Here is a 17,562-nt window from a genome sequence, read left to right on the forward strand (position 1 = left end):
ACGATAGCGGAGAGGTCACACCTGTTCCCATGCCGAACACAGCAGTTAAGCTCTCCAGCGCCCATGGTAGTTGGGGCTCGCGCCCCTGCAAGAGTAGGACGTTGCCAGGCAACCAAAAATTGCTTTGAGAAGTATCATATGTGTAACTTTCCACAGTAGCTCAGTGGTAGAGCAATCGGCTGTTAACCGATCGGTCGTAGGTTCGAATCCTACCTGTGGAGCCAATTGCTTCCATAGCTCAGTGGTAGAGCACTTCCATGGTAAGGAAGGGGTCGCCGGTTCAAGTCCGGCTGGAAGCTCTGCTATTTTTATGAATTTTGGCCCGTTGGTCAAGTGGTTAAGACACCGCCCTTTCACGGCGGTAACACGGGTTCGAATCCCGTACGGGTCACCAAACAACAATTAAACCAGATTAAGGATGGCATACTAAATTCACAGCGTCCTGGGACTGCGATTACTCGCCCCATCAAAAATATTTGTGCAACGTATGCACTTGTACATCCTGTATTTCGGAGGATTAGCTCAGCTGGGAGAGCACTTGCCTTACAAGCAAGGGGTCGCAGGTTCGAGCCCTGCATCCTCCACCATTCAAGCCGGTCTAGCTCAATTGGTAGAGCAACTGACTTGTAATCAGTAGGTTGGGGGTTCAAGTCCTCTGGCCGGCACCATTTAGTTATATATGAATACATGGAGGGATAGCGAAGTTGGCCAAACGCGGCGGACTGTAAATCCGCTCCCATCGGGTTCGTAGGTTCGAGTCCTACTCCCTCCACCATTGTATAATTTTATTCAAAGTGTATAAACTAAATCTGAACGTTTAATATTTTTTTGTTGGGCTATAGCCAAGCGGTAAGGCAACGGTTTTTGGTACCGTCATGCGCTGGTTCGAATCCAGCTAGCCCAGCCATTTTTTATTTTATAAATCATAAGCAACATTTGTAAACTTTTCTTAAGAGCCATTAGCTCAGTTGGTAGAGCATCTGACTTTTAATCAGAGGGTCGGAGGTTCGAATCCTCCATGGCTCACCATTATTAATAATGAATAAGTAAAGGGGCCTTAGCTCAGCTGGGAGAGCGCCTGCTTTGCACGCAGGAGGTCAGCGGTTCGATCCCGCTAGGCTCCACCACTCATATTCATATAATATATAACAAGTAGCGGTTTCTAGAAAAGAAACGGCTTTTTTTAATGGCCAAATTATTTGCATTGGATACGTTTTTTCTTGTTATATGATGAGTAGAAGTTAATTATAGATACATTTTTACAATAGTCTTCGTATAATGAATAAAATCAGTGGGTTGATTGGAACCTATTTACTATTATCTGAAAAAAATGTAATTCCACAACAAATATATCTGGATTCTTGATATAATAGCTATGGAAAATAAAATTTAAAAAAGTTTATTTTAAATGAAACCCTAAGTAGTGGTTGTACGTAAATATATTAACCGCAAAAGTAGCGGAGGTTATTAGATGATTGAGGAGAAAATAAAAAAGAACATAAAATTAGTAAAAAAGGGCGATCAATCGGCATTTGAGGATATTGTGTCGTTTTACCAGAATAAAGTATTTGCTATTTGTTACAGAATGATTGGTAATCGTCATGAAGCTGAAGATATTGCACAAGAAGCTTTTATACGTGCTTATATTAATATTCAATCTTTTGACGAGAATCGAAAGTTTTCTACTTGGCTATATCGAATTGCTACGAATCTAACCATTGATAAAATCAGGAAAAAGAAACCCGATTATTATCTTGATGCAGAAATAAAAGGTGCAGATGGTTTGAATATGTATGCACAGTTGCCAGCTGACCAAGCTTTACCCGAAGAAGAAGTAGAAAGTTTAGAAATGCAAAGTTATATTCAACAGGAAATAATGCAATTACCTGAAAAATACCGAACGATCATCGCATTACGGTTTATCAATGAATTATCTCTTAAGGAAATTAGTGAAATTTTAGAAATACCCGTGGGGACAGTGAAGACTAGGGTTCATAGAGGAAGAGAAGCTCTAAGGAAAAGGCTTCGCCATGTATAAGGGGTGTGAGTGAAATGAAATGTAATAAAGAAGTTATTGAATTAATGCATCAATTTTTAGATGGTGATATATCGAAAGAAGAGGAACAAACGTTACGCTCCCATTTACAGTCCTGTGAAGCTTGTCAAAAACATTTTAAAGAACTTAAAAGAACCGTAGCTTTGGTTACTGCAAATATAGAATTAAAGCCGACTCTTGACTTCACAAGTAACGTAATGGCACAATTACCAAAAGAAAAAAAGCGTATGTCAGCTAAAAGGTGGATGAAGTTCCATCCGTTTTTAACAGCAGCAGCAATCTTTTTTGTCTTTATGTTTTCAGGCATTTTCTCTGCTTGGAGTCAAGATCAGCAATTAAGTTACCCTAAAGGTCAAAATTTAATTGTAGAAAATGATACTGTAATTGTGCCTGAAGGAGTCGTTATCGAGAATGACTTAGAGATTAAAAATGGGAATGTAAAGGTAGAAGGAGAGGTATTAGGTGATATTATCTTAATTAATGGTGAGCATCTCTCTGCTTCTGCTGGTAAGGTAACAGGTGAAATTAAAGAAGTAGATCAAGTATTTAACTGGATGTGGTATAAACTAAAAGACCTTGTCGAGAGTGTTTTTAGTTTAGATTAATATAAACAGTGACTCTGTATTTTATATAAAAGAGTCACTGTTTTAAAATATTTATAAAGTCATGTGCACACAATATAAGTGAATAGTGTTTCTTGTTACGTTTTAACTACATAATCATAGTACAAAAACGTCTTTAATTCCTCTCATCCATATAATGTAAAAAATAAATGGAGGAGAACACGATAAGCTTCCTGATAAGTTTCGCTAATGAGCAGTAAGGAATAAAAAATTCCCACTGCTCAAAAGTCTCACTTTATATGCTATAATGATAAATAACTACAATACTAAATAGGAAGAGGATTTAGATGGACATAAGGTTGTGTTTGCATGCTTAATGGTGACTTGAATTTACTGGAAATTTTGAAAGTTGTAGTAGATATTACAATTGTTTGGTATGTTTTATATAAATTATTAATGCTTATTCGAGGTACAAAGGCCATTCAGCTTTTGAAAGGTATTTTTGTTGTTGTTACATTATACTTGGCCAGTGTTCTCTTTGAATTAAGTACGGTTCGCATGATTATATGGCAAGTTATTATGTGGGGTCCATTAGGAATTATTATTTTATTCCAACCAGAACTCAGACGAGCTTTAGAACAATTAGGACGTGGAAGCTTTTTCTCTAGAAACACTGCATCTGAAGAAGAAGAATTAAATCAATCGATTCATTCTATTGTGGAATCTTGTAAATATATGGGGAAACGTCGAATTGGTGCATTAATAACGATTGAGCGCGAGTCAGCAATGGGTGATTATATCTCAACAGGTATCCCGATCACTGGAAAATTAACCAATCAGCTATTAACGAATATATTTATACCAAATACACCTTTACACGATGGAGCAGTTATTATCAACCGTGACGAGATAGTAGCGGCTGCGTGTTATTTACCTTTGTCGGAAAGTCCATTTATCTCAAAGGAATTAGGAACACGTCATAGAGCAGCGTTAGGAATTAGTGAAGTTACAGATGCCGTAACCATTATTGTATCGGAAGAAACAGGGAACATCTCTTGTACGAAAAATGGTGAGTTACACCGTAATTTGACAACAGAAAAACTGTCAGAAATATTGGAGACGGAATTGGTGAATAAATTTAAAACCTCTACGACAAAAGCATGGAATTGGAGGGGTAAGCGAAATGAATAAATGGTTAGAAAAGCCATGGGTAATTAGAGTTGTCGCTTTGTTATTATCCGTTTTACTTTTTGTTGTTGTAGCCTTTGATGAGAATGTTGATGAAAATGATGATGGTTTTGAAAACCCCTTTGGTATCACTAATAAAACACAAGCTCTTGAGGATGTGCCGGTTCAAACACAAATAGATGAAGAAAAATATGTTGTAAGTGGTGTGCCTGAAACAGTCAAAGTTACGCTACAAGGGTCTGTAAGTATCGTCACTTCAACGGAATTACAAAGAAATTTTGATGTATTTGTTAATTTAGAAGGGTTAGAACCTGGTACACATACTGTACCCCTTGAATACTCAGGGATTACGGATCGGCTCAATGTCTATATAGAACCTCAAGAAATAGAAGTATCTATCGAAGAAAGAGCAAGTCAAGAATTTAATGTCACTATAGATGTTGTTAACCGTGATAAGGTAGAAGCAGGGTTTGAAGTTGCAAATGTTATTGCTGACCCGCAAACAATAACGGTGACAAGTTCAAAAAGTATCGTAGATAATATTGCGATTATTAAAGGCTTTGTGGACGTGGAAGGCTTTAATGAAACACAAACAATTGAGAATGTTCCTATCAAGGTATATGATAACGAAGGAAATGAATTAAATGTTAGAATTGACCCTCCTACCGTAGAAGTGACGGTTGATATGGTCAATCCGAATAAACAAGTTCCAATATCGATTGAAACAACAAATGAATTACCTGAAGGATTACGTTTAAATAGCTTAGAAACTGAAACAGAAGAAGTACAGGTTTATGCATCGGAAGATTATTTAGCACAGTTAGACCAAATTGTAACGAAACCAATTGATTTAAGTGAAATCACAGAAAGTGGAACAATGGAAGTAGAGTTAGACGTTTCCTCAGATATAAGAAAGATAGGGACAGAAACTGTAACGATTAATGTAGATATCGAGTCTATAGAAGAAGAGAAATTAGAGAATGTTGCCATTAATGTTGTAGGGGAATCAGAGGGATTTACAGTATCCTATGTGGAGCCAAGTACAGAAAGTATGAATCTAACTGTGCGAGGTTATCCTTCTGATTTAACAGATTTTACAGCTGATGATCTCCAATTATCAATTGATATTGGGGGTCTCACCCCTGGTGAACATCAAGTTCCCGTAGAGCTCACCAGACCTCAGGAATTGGAAGAAAGTGTTGAAATAGAATTAGAGTATGAGCAAGTAACAGTAAACATCGAACAAGAAGAATAGTACATAAATGGCAGACTGATAGTAAGTATCGTAAAAGGAGAGAATTAGAAAATGGGAAAATATTTTGGAACTGACGGTGTCCGAGGCATCGCCAATAAAGATTTAACACCCGAATTAGCCTTTAAACTGGGACGATTTGGTGGTTATGTACTAACAAAAGAATCGGAAAAACCAAAAATTCTTATTGGGCGTGACACTCGCATTTCAGGAACGATGCTTGAAGGTGCTTTAGTAGCAGGTCTTCTATCAATTGGTGCAGAAGTAATGAGACTAGGCGTTATCTCTACTCCAGGAGTAGCTTATTTAGCTAAAGTAATGAAAGCACAAGCAGGTGTTATGATTTCCGCTTCACATAATCCGGTAGAAGATAACGGTATAAAATTCTTTGGATCGGACGGTTTTAAATTATCGGATCAACAAGAAGAAGAAATTGAAGCTTTGCTAGACAAGGGAACTGATGATTTACCGAGACCTGTAGGGGAACACGTTGGTCAGGTCAACGACTATCTTGAAGGTGGTCAAAAATACATTCATTTCTTAAAAGAGACGATTGATAATGAGTTTGATGGTTTACATATCGCTCTAGATTGTGCACATGGAGCAACTTCAGGACTTGCTTCACACCTTTTCGCAGATTTAGAAGCAGATATCTCAACGATCGGTTCATCACCCAACGGTTTAAACATTAACGATGGAGTAGGTTCGACACATCCTGAGAAACTTCAGGCACTTGTCTTGGACAAAGGTGCAGATATTGGACTAGCCTTTGATGGAGATGGAGACCGATTAATTGCAGTTGATGAAAAAGGAAACATTGTTGACGGTGATCAAATCATGTTTATCATCGGTAAATATTGGAACCAAAAAGGAATGCTTCGCCATTCCAGTGTTGTTTCAACGGTAATGAGTAATATTGGGTTTTATAAGGCACTAGAAGCCAATCAAATGAAAAGTAACAAAACAGCAGTAGGCGATCGCTATGTGATGGAAGAAATGCGAAAAGGCGGATATAACCTTGGTGGTGAACAATCAGGTCATATCATCTTTTTAGACTATAATACTACTGGTGATGGCATGTTATCGGCATTGCAATTAGTAAACGTAATGAAAGAAACAGGAAAACCGTTATCCGAATTAGCAAACGAAATGGAGAAATTTCCACAAGTATTAAAAAATGTTCAAGTTATTAAGAAAAATGAAGTAATGATGAATAAAACCGTGTTGGATGCCATTGATAAAGTAGAAGGAGAGATGGGTTCACAAGGTCGAGTATTAGTCCGTCCATCTGGTACAGAGTCACTAGTGAGAGTCATGGTCGAAGCTCCTACATTAGAAGATTGTAATCGCTATGTGAATGAAGTAGTAGAAGTGATCCAGCAAGTAATGGGAATGGAAGAACAAGGATAAAAAAGAAGCTGTGGATACCGCAGCTTCTTTTTTCACTTATATATTATAAATGCATAGTATTATAGTAAGTCCTTTTTAGATTATATGTTGATTAAAAGGAGCTTTTAAAGTAAAATAAATAGAGTCATTTCAAATAATGACCCACTCAAATAAAGGAAGGAGCTTCGAAGTATATTACTGTAAAGCGCCAGGGCTATGACGTCCGAAACAATCATAGCTGACGAGGAGGAGGTTTATCGAGTTTGATCGGCGGATGCCTCCCGGTTGTACATCTCAACCGAATGTGTTTATTCGAAAGCAAAAAGGCAACTTTTTGTACAAGAATAAAGACTAGATGCCAAATTAATCAAACACGAGAAAGGGGCAGACAATCGCCCCTTGTTACTTGAAAGGTAATAATGGCTATTTGTTTGCCCCTTATTATAAGGAGGAAACAACGCTATGTGCGGTATTGTAGGTTATATTGGAGCAAATGATTCGAAGGAAATTTTACTAAATGGATTAGAAAAATTAGAGTATCGTGGATATGATTCAGCAGGTGTTGCTTTATTAAACGATAACGGTATGAATGTTTTTAAAGTAAAGGGTAGAATTGCGGCTTTACGAGATAAGGTAGATCATGATGTAATCTCAACAATGGGGATCGGTCATACACGATGGGCGACACATGGGGAACCTAGCGAAGATAATGCACACCCGCATCAGAGTAATTCTGGCCGTTTTACATTGGTGCATAATGGTGTCATTGAAAATTATTACGAAATTCGTGATGAGTTTTTAACTGGTGTTTCTCTTAAAAGTGAAACAGATACCGAAATTGTGGTGCAGTTGATCGAGCAATTTGTTGCACAGACGAATGATGTGTTAGCTGGTTTCCGTAAAGCTCTTTCTATCTTAAAAGGATCTTACGCGATTGCTTTAATTGATAATCAAAATCCAGATCTTATTTATGTTGCTAAAAACAAAAGTCCCTTACTTGTTGGTTTAGGTGACGGCTATAATTTAGTCGCAAGTGATGCGATGGCGACATTAAAAGAGACGAATCGTTATGTTGAAATTGAAGATAAAGAAGTGGTGTTGGTACAACGTGACAGTGTAGAGATTCAAAAACTGGATGGAACAGTAGTCGAGCGTGAATCCTATGTAGCAGAAATTGATGCAGCTGATACGGAGAAAGGAACCTATCCACACTTTATGTTAAAAGAAATTGACGAACAACCTTTTGTTATTCGTAAAATCATTCAAGAGTATCAAGATCAAAACGATACCATAAAATTGGATAAAGATATTCGTAAAGCTATGAAAAAAGCGGATCGCATTTATATTATTGCAGCAGGAACAAGTTATCACGCTGGCTTAGTTGGAAAACAATTTATTGAAAAGTTAGCCAATATTCCAGTAGAGGTGCATATTGCTAGTGAGTTTTCTTATAATATGCCACTCTTATCTGAAAAACCATTATTTGTGTTTATTTCACAAAGTGGTGAAACAGCAGATAGTCGTTCCGTTTTAGTACAGACAAAAGCTTTAGGGCACCCGGCATTAACCATTACGAATGTGCCTGGTTCAACCCTTTCTCGTGAATCAGATTATACTTTGCATTTACATGCAGGGCCAGAAATTGCAGTAGCCTCAACCAAGGCTTATACAGCTCAAATAGCTGTTTTAGCTATTCTAGCTGTAGATAGTGCTAGAGCAAAAGGCATTGATTTATCGTTTGATCCATTACAAGAGCTAGGTATTGTAGCAAGTGCAATGGAAACTCTAACAGATCAAAAAGAGGAATTTGAACGTATTGCGAAAGAAATGTTCGAAACAACGCGAAATGCCTTCTTTATCGGACGTGGTATGGATTATCATGTAGTCCAGGAAGCGGCATTGAAATTAAAAGAAATTTCCTATATCCAAGCTGAAGGTTTTGCTGGTGGAGAATTAAAGCATGGTACGATCGCTTTAATCGAAGAAGGCACACCTGTCATTGCGATTTCAACACAAGAGAGTGTCAATCTTTCCATTCGTGGAAATGTTCAGGAAGTTGCAGCACGTGGAGCTAACACATGTGTCGTGAGTATGAAAGGACTAGAGAAGGATGCAGATTCTTTTGTACTACCGCAAGTGCATGATTTATTAACTCCATTAGTAAGTGTAATACCAATGCAGTTACTTTCTTATTATGCGGCACTTCACCGTGATTGTGACGTAGATAAGCCACGTAATCTAGCGAAGTCTGTTACAGTGGAATAAAATGATGTTTATGGATAATTGTCACTTGTTCCGCAAAAACTTTCTCGTTCCCTGGGCAACAAAGTCGTTCGTGAATGAATTTTATAGGAGCAAAAATGAGTAGAAAAATGCATCAAAAAACCGCTCCGATTCATTATTTTTTCGATACAAAATCAACACCAAATCAATAAAAATTCAATAAGAAACACAGGCTGGATTCCATCAAGGTTCAGCCTTTTTCTTATCTTTTTTTTGGTTCTCATCTCTCTCTAACCCTCTCAAACCCATGCCAACAATGGATTCAATCTGTCTTCTATTATTTTCCGAGTAGCACCTAATCAAACAGTATTTCAATCCCAATTTCATCAATACCGTCAGAAACCCAACGGTTTTAGAGAGAAGATATGAGAAGAAAGAGGCATTCTTTTTCTCCAACTTACGGAACAACTTAATTACCTGTTAGAAAAAGGGAAAACAGGGTTGAGAGTGATTTGGTTAGGGAAAGAGATTGATTTTTTTGGGATACTAATTTCGCGAGGTAGGTAACAGGCTGGGGGGGGGGACAGCAGTATACTATATGGCAAAAAAGCATCAGTTTATGATAGAAGGCGCAGCTGCATCCTAAATTGTAGCATTCCGTGATGACTCTTTTGCAAGAGGGCAGAAAAGTGATAAAATTGATTACAGGAAGCAATATTGAAGTTAATCGATTAGTTCAATGTGCCCAAAAAGGGTAAGGTATGGGAAGCTAGCACTCTTCTAGAATAGGACGCGTTTCTGAAGTAATAAGGATTTTTTTCTTATTTATTTTTAAAAAACAGGAAAAAGACTAATTTTTATCGAATTGAACTATAACAACATAAAATTAGGCAAAGGAGGTAGTTTGATTTGAAGGTTTATGATGGAAAGCAGATTTATGAATTATGGGTAAAAGCTTGGAATGAGGATGTTTCTGTACTTGAGGAAATAACATCTGCTGATTGCACGGTTCATCAGGCAAGAACTGACGGAAAAACTTCGGATGAAATAAAAGGATCAGAAGCATTAAAGGGGATCATTATGGATAGTTGCGCATTCTTTGAGGATGTGAAAATGACGATTGAAGTAGGACCTATCGTAGACAAATCATACGTATCAGCACGTTGGGAATTCACAGGATCTTATAAAGGAGGCATGCAGGGTGCCAAGGCAGAAATTGGAGAAAAAATGAGCTTCAATGGTATGGATATTTTATTTGTGAAAGACGGATTGATAAAGGACTATTGGGTGTCCTCTGATGGGGTAAATCTTATGGAACAACTAGGAATGTTTTAAGTTAGTAAATAAAATAACGAGATCTTCTGTAATTAGACATGAGTATGGAAGAACACAGCTATAAAAGGATCGAACTTTTTAATAAAAAATGTATGCTAATTCACAAAAAAAGAATCCATTTTGATCAATCTTTTTTCAAAAAGGATTCTTTTTATGTTCTTTAAAATGAGGTTATGCCATACTATTGGCTACAAGCTCTATTTTATCAATGTCTTGGAGTTTATACAGATAACTGATAACCATATCCTTATTGCGTTTTCGTAAAATATCAATTACCGACTTGTTTTCAACATCTGTAATGACACAACGGTAGTTCTTAAGCAGATGTACTTCATCAATACCAAGCCCTTTAGGGGTTCTGAAATCTGTTCGGGCTTGAAGCTCAGCAACATAATCGTTGAAGATGTTTCGTACAGTCTTTTCGTCAACACCTATCTCTTCTGCAACGCTGGTAAATGCTTTTTCAAGACTTGTTTCTTGAATCCAATCTAATAGCCTATTAGTTACAGAACGATTGACATCCATATCTGGCAGATTTTCAAAAAATGTTTCTTTACATTCCCTACATTTATATCGTTGGCGATTGACATAAATACCAACACGTTTTGCGTGCATTGGCAGGTCGAAAAATAGCTGTTGTTTCTTACCATGTTTATATAAGTTTGCAAGGGTACCACATTTTGGACAATAAGAGGGAGAGGGGGAATGTCTTTTCTACCAAAAAACGATAATCGTTCTCACTCTCCTGCATATTAAGGATCTAAAAATTGGGAGATTAAGCAAGTTAATTAACATCATTCCCCTTTTCTTTATGAGAATCTTTGTACCAATAGCTGTCTATAAAAACTATTATTTTCAGCCTTTTAATTCACCATATAAAACTTCCTAGTCTTGCTACATAGGTGGTTTTGTTAATTAATTATATTTTCTTCGTTTAATCCACTCATATGAAAGGCTTCTATTTTATTATCATAACGTGCTATAAAAGCAACTTTCCCCCCTGTTACTCTCATATAAGTATAGACGGTGGCTTGTCCTCTTATTTCACCATTATCTTCATACCATGTACCTTTTTGTTCCAGAACAATATCATGCCCTTTAGCAAATCGATTTACCGTAACTAATTTAAGGTTTGCTCGATCTAACCAATCCGCTAGATGATGACTTCCACTAACCGACCCTTTAGGTCCAATAATTTCAATATTTGTATGAGTCAATCCAAGTAGTGAGGGAATATCTTTTATATTCGACTTTTCAACCCATTGTTCAGCGATTTCTATTGTAAAAGTTTGTGTTGCTCTTTCAGATTTATGTTTAAGGAAAGATGAAGAACGTTCAATAAGTTCTTGTTCATTGATGTTAAAAACGTATAGTAAAAGTTCCTTAACCTCCTGTTTGTTAAATTCATCCATAAATAGGTATGACTGAACTAAAGATTCCTTTAGAGTATAAAACTGTTCTTCCGAAATAACTTTTTCAACAGTCTTTGTTTTAATTTCTGCATAACTCATAATTTTTTATCTCCTTCGCATTTAATTGCATTTAGAAAATAGCCTGTAGAAATTTGAACAAAATCCTCATGACTCATATCCCCTTTAGTAACTTGGGAATTGTACACAAGTGGATCAAATAATTGCATAAGTTGAAGTGCCAAGAAGTTGGAAGGAGCTTTACTATCAAACTGTTTGCTTTCCATTCCCTCTTTTATTACGTGTTCGAAACGTTCAATGATCTTTTTTTGAATAGAAGATAACTCCTTATTGTGATCTTCACTAAACACTGCTCCCATATCAGGAAAACTTGCTAAAACAAAATCAAAAAAATCACTTTTATATCCTTTTTGGATAATATTTATTACTTTGTATTTCGCTGTATTGTCACAACTAGATATATCCTCTACGAATTTAAGAAATTGTGCTATTTTGGGCTTTACTATTGAGAAAACCAATCTTTCTTTTGATTTGAAGTGCAAGTAAAGAGTACCTTTTGCGATGTCTAAGGCTTCAGCAATATCGATCATCTTTATATTTTGATAGCCATTGGCTTTTATTAACTTCTCTGCTTTTTGTAAGATTAATTCATTCCTTTGGTTGAATTTCTCTTTCATTCTAATAGACATTTTCCCCTCCACGAAATAAAATGACCTAACAGTCATAATTGACCGTTAGGTCATTTTATACTCAGATTTATTCTTTGTCAAGTCTTTGGTTAATTGTAATTGATGTTCGAAAAGAACACGTGGTTACGGTTGTAATAATATTTTTCCACACAGTTATCCGAATTACGGATTTAAGAACTATTATTTAACCATAGATGCTTTCCATACGATAATCCGAATACCCATTATCTGTTAATGATGTTTTCCAAGAAACTACATTAGAGGTTGAGCCATTTTGGAAACCCAAATGACCTTATAACCTAAGCTCATTTTTGTATCCAAAGCAAAACTTACTTTAACTATTTACTATATTATAAAGAGTAAGAATTGGTTTTCATAATATTTCTTCATCAGAGCGCCAATTAATTTCGGGACAGATACCCCCATACTCTAAAGCTACCACTCAAGGTTTTTGTCAATATCCATCCTTTAATCTCCTAATTACCCAAGATGCTAACTCTTAATCTTTGGAGGTCATTGGCATACTGTCACGTATGTCTTCTTAATCCATCAATAACATCCCAATTAACTGTGTGAATTTGACCGCTTCCAGCGTATAAACCAGAATGAACGTAACAGGGTTTGGAACTCTCAGCTTGGATAATCAATTCCTTGCTAAAGTTTGGACATTTAAACATATCTATTTGTACATCATTATTTTTTATCAACTTTTCCGCTTCTTTAGAAAAATTAACAGCAAATTTCATTCACACACCTCATTTTAATTTATTGAAGTTGGTCTTTATAACTACCCTTGTTATACTGTTGACTCTATAGCTTCATTTTTCACATCCAGTATATATTCCTTTAACACATGGTCTCTTCCACCATATTGTTCATACCATTCTTTTATACGTGCAACATGAGCTTCATCCATTCTTATTTTAGCTTCAATATTTAAGTAATCTTCATAACTATCATATTCCCATATGGCAAATATTTCTGTGGTGTTGTCTTTGTTAGCCTTCATCCAACGACCAATTAAATGTGAACCATGTTTAAGCTGGTTCGGCATATTTGTATTAATGAAATGTGTATTAAGTTCTTCTGCAAACTCACTTTTTACTAAATAATATTTTCTCCTATAGAACATTATCCTTCTCTCCTTTTAGCCACTATTATCTTCACACCTTGTGCTGTTATCGTCTCTATATTTTCTTTTGTTGTTTCTTCATCAGTAATGATCATGTTTAATTTCTTCACTGGATACATACCTGAAAACATATTGACACCAAATTTCATATGTTCTATTAAGGCTATTATCCTGATCGAATTATTATAGACAGTTTTGTGAAAAACCGAGACCTCTGGATTTGCTGTACTTAATCCTTTGACGATAATGCTCCTGCCGCCGCAAAACATAGATCAACTGTGAATTGTCGGGCAAATTCATTTGCTAATGCATCTGTTATGTTACCCGAACTTTTAACCTCTCCTCCTATAAGATAGGTTTTGATACTATCTATATGCCTTAAATAATAGGCAATTTCTACAGAATTGGTAATTACAGTGAACGGGAAATTATTAGGCAAATATTTGAGTAAAACATAATGAATTGATGCTCCACCAATAAACACAGTTTGGTTCTCTTCTATATAAGAAGATGCTAATTTGGCTATTGCGTTTTGGTAGATACTCCCTTCCCCATAACGTTTAGATGGAGGTTGTGCCATTTGTCTAACAGCGGGGAAAGGAATAGCCCCTCCATGTGTTCTTTTTAATAATCCTTGCTCCTCCATAATAGATAAATCTCTTCTAATAGAGTCGATGGACACATTAAAAGATTTTGATAAATCTTTTGCTAAAACCCGACCATTTTTCTCTAAAAGTTCTAAAATTTCTTGCCTTCTTTCGTCAGAAAACATTCTATTACCTCCAAAATGCTTTTTTATTCCTTTATCTATTCCTATATTTTCATTTTTATTCCGTTTTGGCAACTTTTTAATTCATGTTTATTCATGTTTGTTAGGTTTTATTAATGTTTTGTTTGATATTATCATTAGTAAATTCGCTCTTGAACTTAAAACTTAAATTCTATTATGTCTCCCCGTAACTCTCTCTTACAAAAATGTAACTCTTTTTACAAAATGTAAGTAAGTTTTACAAATAAGGAGAAGCGAGTTCCGTTTATATATCGGCTTTAAGTAATATTTCAAGAAGAATCGGGAACGTACTATTTGTACAGATTCTCGGTTCTTTTTTGTTTGGCGGAAAGGATGAGAAACCAAGCGTGACAATGGTTGGAGATATAAAAAAACGTAATTGTGTGTAAAAATATGAAGTAGAGAGAATAAAAAAAGTGATGATTCCTTTATCTATTCTCTTAATTCTCCCATCTACTCTGTAAAACTTAGTTCCATTTCTCGAATCTTTCTCGATTGATTTTTGATTAATTTCGACTAGAAATAATGATTTTCTTTGTAAAACCGAGTTAAAATAAAAGGCGAGTATTTAGGGTTGGAAAAGGGTGTGAGTGTATGTGGGGTAAGGGATTGGGTGGGTTTTGGGGTTTTGTAAGAGGGAGTTACGTGGAGACATTCAACTAATTTCTTTATAGCTAATAGAAATAGTTTCTCATTCTTTGATCAATAGTTGATTTCCTCATATTCTCTTTCACTTTATGATCTATCTGTCCCCAGTTAATCTCTTTCCCTCCCTAAATCCAACCCACTTTTACAAATAATTCCACGTGATTATTTTTTTTTCGTAAAACAAACATTGAATAGCAATTCAAGATATATTGAGATTTCGCCACTAATATAAAATATCTTTTAACTTCTTGTTGAAATCGCTTACGCAACTGGTATACTAGTATTCATATAAAAGTATAAACGAGGGGAGGAAACATAAGTGTTGATTTATCAAAATAGAAAACGCTTACTCACGCTGGTGTGCGTACCATTGGAATGAATGTTAATAAATCCCAATTAAAATAAAATGGGTAAAAATTCTTATTAAAGGAGGAAAACTACTTATGAAAACTAAATTATCTCTAAAACAGTTGGTTTCATTGTCTAAAAAAGCCGTTTCTAGACGAGCTTTGTTGCTATCCTTGTCAATATTGCTAGTGGCATCAATCTTAAATGAAGACTTGTTAACTGCCAAATCGAATACCAACAATGACTTACCTCCCACAGGATTGACTTATGAAAATTATCCAGCACTAAAGGATGAATATAAAGATTACTTCTCCTTCGGTATCTTTGGTAAAGGTGAGATTGAGGGATTGCTTTACAATTACGCTTCATATACACCAGGCAATGAGATGAAACCTGAGAATACTCAAAAAGAAAAAGGCATCTTTACATTCACTAGTGCGGATAACGCGATGGAAACCTATTCTGATAGAAACCCAGATATGCTTTTTTATGGACATACTCTCGCGTGGCATTCACAGACACCTACGTGGATGTGGGACGCACCACCAGCTAGATACGACCAGCCTGGTGTATTCGATAGAGAAACGGCTCTGGAAAACCTCAATACTCATATTGAGAATGTACTTGGCTACTACGGCAGTCACATTGAAGGTATAGATGTTGTAAACGAAGCTATCGGAACTTCAGACCCTGACGATTGGAAAGCGTCTTTAGACAAAGGAGAAGGCTGGTATATGGCTCTAGGATGGGAGTGGGTAGAGTTAGCCTTCCTGAAAGCAGCCGAGGTCGTTGACAGTAATGGATGGGATGTCAAACTGATTTATAACGATTTTGGCCTTGATTCTCCTGAAAAAGCTCGCGTTGTTTACGAGATGGTAAAAGATATTAATGAGCGGTATGCAGATGTCCGTCCAAATGGTAAACCTCTGATTGAAGCTATTGGTATGCAGGGACACTACAACCTTGCCACCAATGTCCAAGACGTTGAAGAAAATATCAAACTGTTTTCGACACTCCCGGGAGTCAAAGTTCATGTTACTGAGATGGACATTGCTTTACCACCTGGCGAACTGACTCCTGAGAATGAAAATAATCAGGGGATGAAGTATGCTGAATTGATCCAAATTTATAGAAATTATGCTTCAGGTCCAGCCAATACTACAGGAAATTCAAAGGTTATAGAAACAGTAAAACTCGCAGGCGTGAGAGATGTACGTGATGGCTGGAAGGGTGGCGAATTTGCTATGCCTTATGACTATGATGGGCATGCCAAAAAAGCATTGCTTGGCATTCTATACCCTGAAGAGTTTCTTGCAACCCACGAATATATAGAAACAGATCCAGATGAAGAACAAAAGCAAATCGATGGTGTTTATGTATATGATACGAGTAAAGGAGATGCTTGGTCCGGAGCAAATATTATACTAGGTAATGACACATCCTATTGGCCATGGTCCACAACAGATGAGGACGGACAAGTCGCTTTCACTCCTGAAAAAGACGCCACATACCGTTTAAGTTTCAACTACACCGCAAAAGGTACTAGCTCGATTCGTGTACGTTGGATAAAAGATAATTCAAATGGTAACTATACTAGTGCTGACGGAGCGAACGTAAATAAGTATCAGTATTCTGCCAACGATGTGGCTAAGCATATACCTGCATATTTCAACAGTGGTATGGTTAATATGGGAAGCTATACTCTAACTACTGAAATAAAACTAGATGGTTCACAACCTGCTGATGGTCTGATTGGTAACATTGCCATCCGTGGTGGCGGTGGTGGTAACGCATTCTCAATCAACTGGATTAAGGTGGAGAAGGTAGGGGACAACGGAGATCCTGATTCACTTCTTGTAAATTGGCCAGAGGGTGTTAACAGTGAGGATAACATTCCATCGAGTGTAATTAAAAATGGCAACGGTCAGGCCCATATTGGCTTTGACATCAAGTCCGCAAATGGAAAAGGTTATACCTTTTCTCTCTCTGAGACTGGTAAAAATGGCTCGTATAAACAGTATGATAACGTCAATTATAAAGCCAAGGGTGTACACATCAAGGGATTGACCAATAATGAGACCTACTGGGGTTATATCAGCTATACTGAGAACGATGTTGTAGTCGCCAAGAGTGAGCCTGTTCAGCTGAAACCAACGAAATGAAAAGATGGTACTATTAATCTTAGTGAAAATAGCCCAGAACTTTCTTAAAAGATTAATTTTAATCATCCTGTAGATTATGATGTTTGGATCCTTTTTAAGTAAGGTTAAAGTAGGAGTATTACCAGTTGATACAGTTGGCTTGCATAACTTAAACATTTGGGCAAGAGAAGATGAAGCAACAATCGACAGATTTTACTTAACAAACAATGGTCAACCCCAAAAAGATGATAACTGGATAATTTCAAGGTAATAAAAACATCAGCAATAGGAAATTTTTAGCTTGCGGGAAAGGGATTTTTTGTCCCTTTCCCTTTATAAGGAATTTATTAAAAGGAGAGGAAAAAATGCTTCAGAATT

13 protein-coding genes, 9 tRNA genes, 1 rRNA gene and 2 pseudogenes are annotated in these 17,562 nt (G+C 36.4%); 18 read left to right on the forward strand and 7 right to left on the reverse strand.

Translation table 11 applies throughout. The features are described 5' to 3' along the window. From rrf to BUC25_RS15265, 17 genes are all read left to right on the forward strand, one after another. A 5S ribosomal RNA gene (rrf, locus tag BUC25_RS15185) occupies positions 1-110 on the forward strand; the annotation flags it as partial. Between the two features lie 39 nt (positions 111-149). Continuing rightward, a tRNA-Asn gene (locus BUC25_RS15190) sits at positions 150-224 on the forward strand. Positions 225-227: 3 nt separating this feature from the next. Next, positions 228-299 (forward strand) — tRNA-Thr (locus BUC25_RS15195). Between the two features lie 20 nt (positions 300-319). Continuing rightward, a tRNA-Glu gene (locus BUC25_RS15200) sits at positions 320-394 on the forward strand. A gap of 117 nt (positions 395-511) precedes the next feature. Then, positions 512-587: transfer RNA gene (locus BUC25_RS15205), tRNA-Val, on the forward strand. Between the two features lie 5 nt (positions 588-592). Next, a tRNA-Thr gene (locus tag BUC25_RS15210) sits at positions 593-668 on the forward strand. Positions 669-689: 21 nt separating this feature from the next. After that, positions 690-775, forward strand: a tRNA-Tyr gene (locus BUC25_RS15215). A 57-nt stretch (positions 776-832) separates the two neighbouring features. Continuing rightward, positions 833-907: transfer RNA gene (locus BUC25_RS15220), tRNA-Gln, on the forward strand. A gap of 46 nt (positions 908-953) precedes the next feature. Next, positions 954-1,029: transfer RNA gene (locus tag BUC25_RS15225), tRNA-Lys, on the forward strand. 22 nt (positions 1,030-1,051) lie between these two features. Beyond that, positions 1,052-1,127 (forward strand) — tRNA-Ala (locus BUC25_RS15230). 347 nt (positions 1,128-1,474) lie between these two features. Next, a complete protein-coding gene (sigW, locus tag BUC25_RS15235; RefSeq protein WP_073202970.1) occupies positions 1,475-2,038 on the forward strand; it encodes an RNA polymerase sigma factor SigW in 564 nt (187 codons plus the stop codon). Between the two features lie 14 nt (positions 2,039-2,052). Continuing rightward, positions 2,053-2,661: an anti-sigma factor family protein gene (locus BUC25_RS15240; protein ID WP_073202754.1), complete on the forward strand. Its 609-nt coding sequence runs from the start codon at positions 2,053-2,055 to the stop codon at positions 2,659-2,661. Between the two features lie 327 nt (positions 2,662-2,988). Beyond that, the gene (gene cdaA / locus BUC25_RS15245; protein ID WP_073202755.1) at positions 2,989-3,810 is read left to right on the forward strand and encodes a diadenylate cyclase CdaA; all 822 of its coding nucleotides are present in this window, start codon (positions 2,989-2,991) and stop codon (positions 3,808-3,810) included. Next, complete coding sequence (locus BUC25_RS15250) at positions 3,803-5,062, forward strand: CdaR family protein (RefSeq protein WP_073202756.1); 1,260 nt, start codon at positions 3,803-3,805, stop codon at positions 5,060-5,062. Before cdaA ends, BUC25_RS15250 begins: the two co-directional genes overlap by 8 nt. 51 nt (positions 5,063-5,113) lie before the next feature. Next, positions 5,114-6,469, forward strand: coding sequence for a phosphoglucosamine mutase (glmM, locus tag BUC25_RS15255; RefSeq protein ID WP_073202757.1), 1,356 nt, complete (start codon positions 5,114-5,116; stop codon positions 6,467-6,469). A 441-nt stretch (positions 6,470-6,910) separates the two neighbouring features. After that, entirely contained in the window at positions 6,911-8,713 is a 1,803-nt protein-coding gene (gene glmS, locus BUC25_RS15260) for a glutamine--fructose-6-phosphate transaminase (isomerizing) (RefSeq protein WP_073202758.1), read from the forward strand. Positions 8,714-9,580: 867 nt separating this feature from the next. Next, entirely contained in the window at positions 9,581-10,006 is a 426-nt protein-coding gene (locus BUC25_RS15265) for an ester cyclase (RefSeq protein WP_073202759.1), read from the forward strand. A 171-nt stretch (positions 10,007-10,177) separates the two neighbouring features. On the opposite strand, the gene BUC25_RS15270 is transcribed toward BUC25_RS15265, so the two are convergent. The 7 genes and pseudogenes from BUC25_RS15270 to BUC25_RS15295 form a co-directional block, all read right to left on the reverse strand. Further along, entirely contained in the window at positions 10,178-10,600 is a 423-nt protein-coding gene (locus BUC25_RS15270) for a helix-turn-helix domain-containing protein (RefSeq protein WP_280174067.1), read from the reverse strand. After that, positions 10,574-10,684: pseudogene (locus tag BUC25_RS19725) on the reverse strand (transposase family protein); the annotation flags it as partial. The gene BUC25_RS15270 and the pseudogene BUC25_RS19725, both read right to left, overlap by 27 nt. Positions 10,685-10,917: 233 nt before the next feature. Then, entirely contained in the window at positions 10,918-11,517 is a 600-nt protein-coding gene (locus BUC25_RS15275; RefSeq protein ID WP_244535202.1) for a hypothetical protein, read from the reverse strand. Next, positions 11,514-12,125 carry a TetR/AcrR family transcriptional regulator gene (locus BUC25_RS15280; protein WP_073202761.1) on the reverse strand — a complete coding sequence of 204 codons (612 nt, stop codon included), beginning with the start codon at positions 12,123-12,125 and terminating at the stop codon, positions 11,514-11,516. Before BUC25_RS15280 ends, BUC25_RS15275 begins: the two co-directional genes overlap by 4 nt. Positions 12,126-12,652: 527 nt before the next feature. Next, positions 12,653-12,871, reverse strand: coding sequence for a hypothetical protein (locus BUC25_RS15285; RefSeq protein ID WP_073202762.1), 219 nt, complete (start codon positions 12,869-12,871; stop codon positions 12,653-12,655). Between the two features lie 50 nt (positions 12,872-12,921). Further along, entirely contained in the window at positions 12,922-13,257 is a 336-nt protein-coding gene (locus tag BUC25_RS15290; protein WP_073202763.1) for an NIPSNAP family protein, read from the reverse strand. Next, positions 13,257-14,029: pseudogene (locus BUC25_RS15295) on the reverse strand (DeoR/GlpR family DNA-binding transcription regulator). Before BUC25_RS15295 ends, BUC25_RS15290 begins: the two are co-directional and overlap by 1 nt. Positions 14,030-15,207: 1,178 nt before the next feature. Between BUC25_RS15295 and BUC25_RS15300 the strand changes: the two are divergent. Next, positions 15,208-17,205, forward strand: a complete 1,998-nt coding sequence (locus BUC25_RS15300; protein ID WP_211619596.1) for an endo-1,4-beta-xylanase — start codon at positions 15,208-15,210, stop codon at positions 17,203-17,205. Positions 17,206-17,562 lie beyond the last annotated feature (357 nt).

It is taken from the genome of Gracilibacillus kekensis, assembly GCF_900143085.1.
Taxonomy (GTDB): domain Bacteria; phylum Bacillota; class Bacilli; order Bacillales; family Amphibacillaceae; genus Gracilibacillus; species Gracilibacillus kekensis.

What these genes read in the sequence shown, in the direction of transcription:
- BUC25_RS15240 (WP_073202754.1), top strand. Translation starts at nt 2,053, where the DNA reads ATGAAATGTAATAAAGAAGTTATTGAATTAATGCATCAATTTTTAGAT.
- cdaA (WP_073202755.1), top strand. Translation starts at nt 2,989, where the DNA reads ATGCTTAATGGTGACTTGAATTTACTGGAAATTTTGAAAGTTGTAGTA.
- BUC25_RS15250 (WP_073202756.1), top strand. Translation starts at nt 3,803, where the DNA reads ATGAATAAATGGTTAGAAAAGCCATGGGTAATTAGAGTTGTCGCTTTG.
- glmM (WP_073202757.1), top strand. Translation starts at nt 5,114, where the DNA reads ATGGGAAAATATTTTGGAACTGACGGTGTCCGAGGCATCGCCAATAAA.
- glmS (WP_073202758.1), top strand. Translation starts at nt 6,911, where the DNA reads ATGTGCGGTATTGTAGGTTATATTGGAGCAAATGATTCGAAGGAAATT.
- BUC25_RS15275 (WP_244535202.1), bottom strand. Translation starts at nt 11,517, where the DNA reads ATGAGTTATGCAGAAATTAAAACAAAGACTGTTGAAAAAGTTATTTCG.
- BUC25_RS15280 (WP_073202761.1), bottom strand. Translation starts at nt 12,125, where the DNA reads ATGTCTATTAGAATGAAAGAGAAATTCAACCAAAGGAATGAATTAATC.
- BUC25_RS15285 (WP_073202762.1), bottom strand. Translation starts at nt 12,871, where the DNA reads ATGAAATTTGCTGTTAATTTTTCTAAAGAAGCGGAAAAGTTGATAAAA.
- BUC25_RS15290 (WP_073202763.1), bottom strand. Translation starts at nt 13,257, where the DNA reads ATGTTCTATAGGAGAAAATATTATTTAGTAAAAAGTGAGTTTGCAGAA.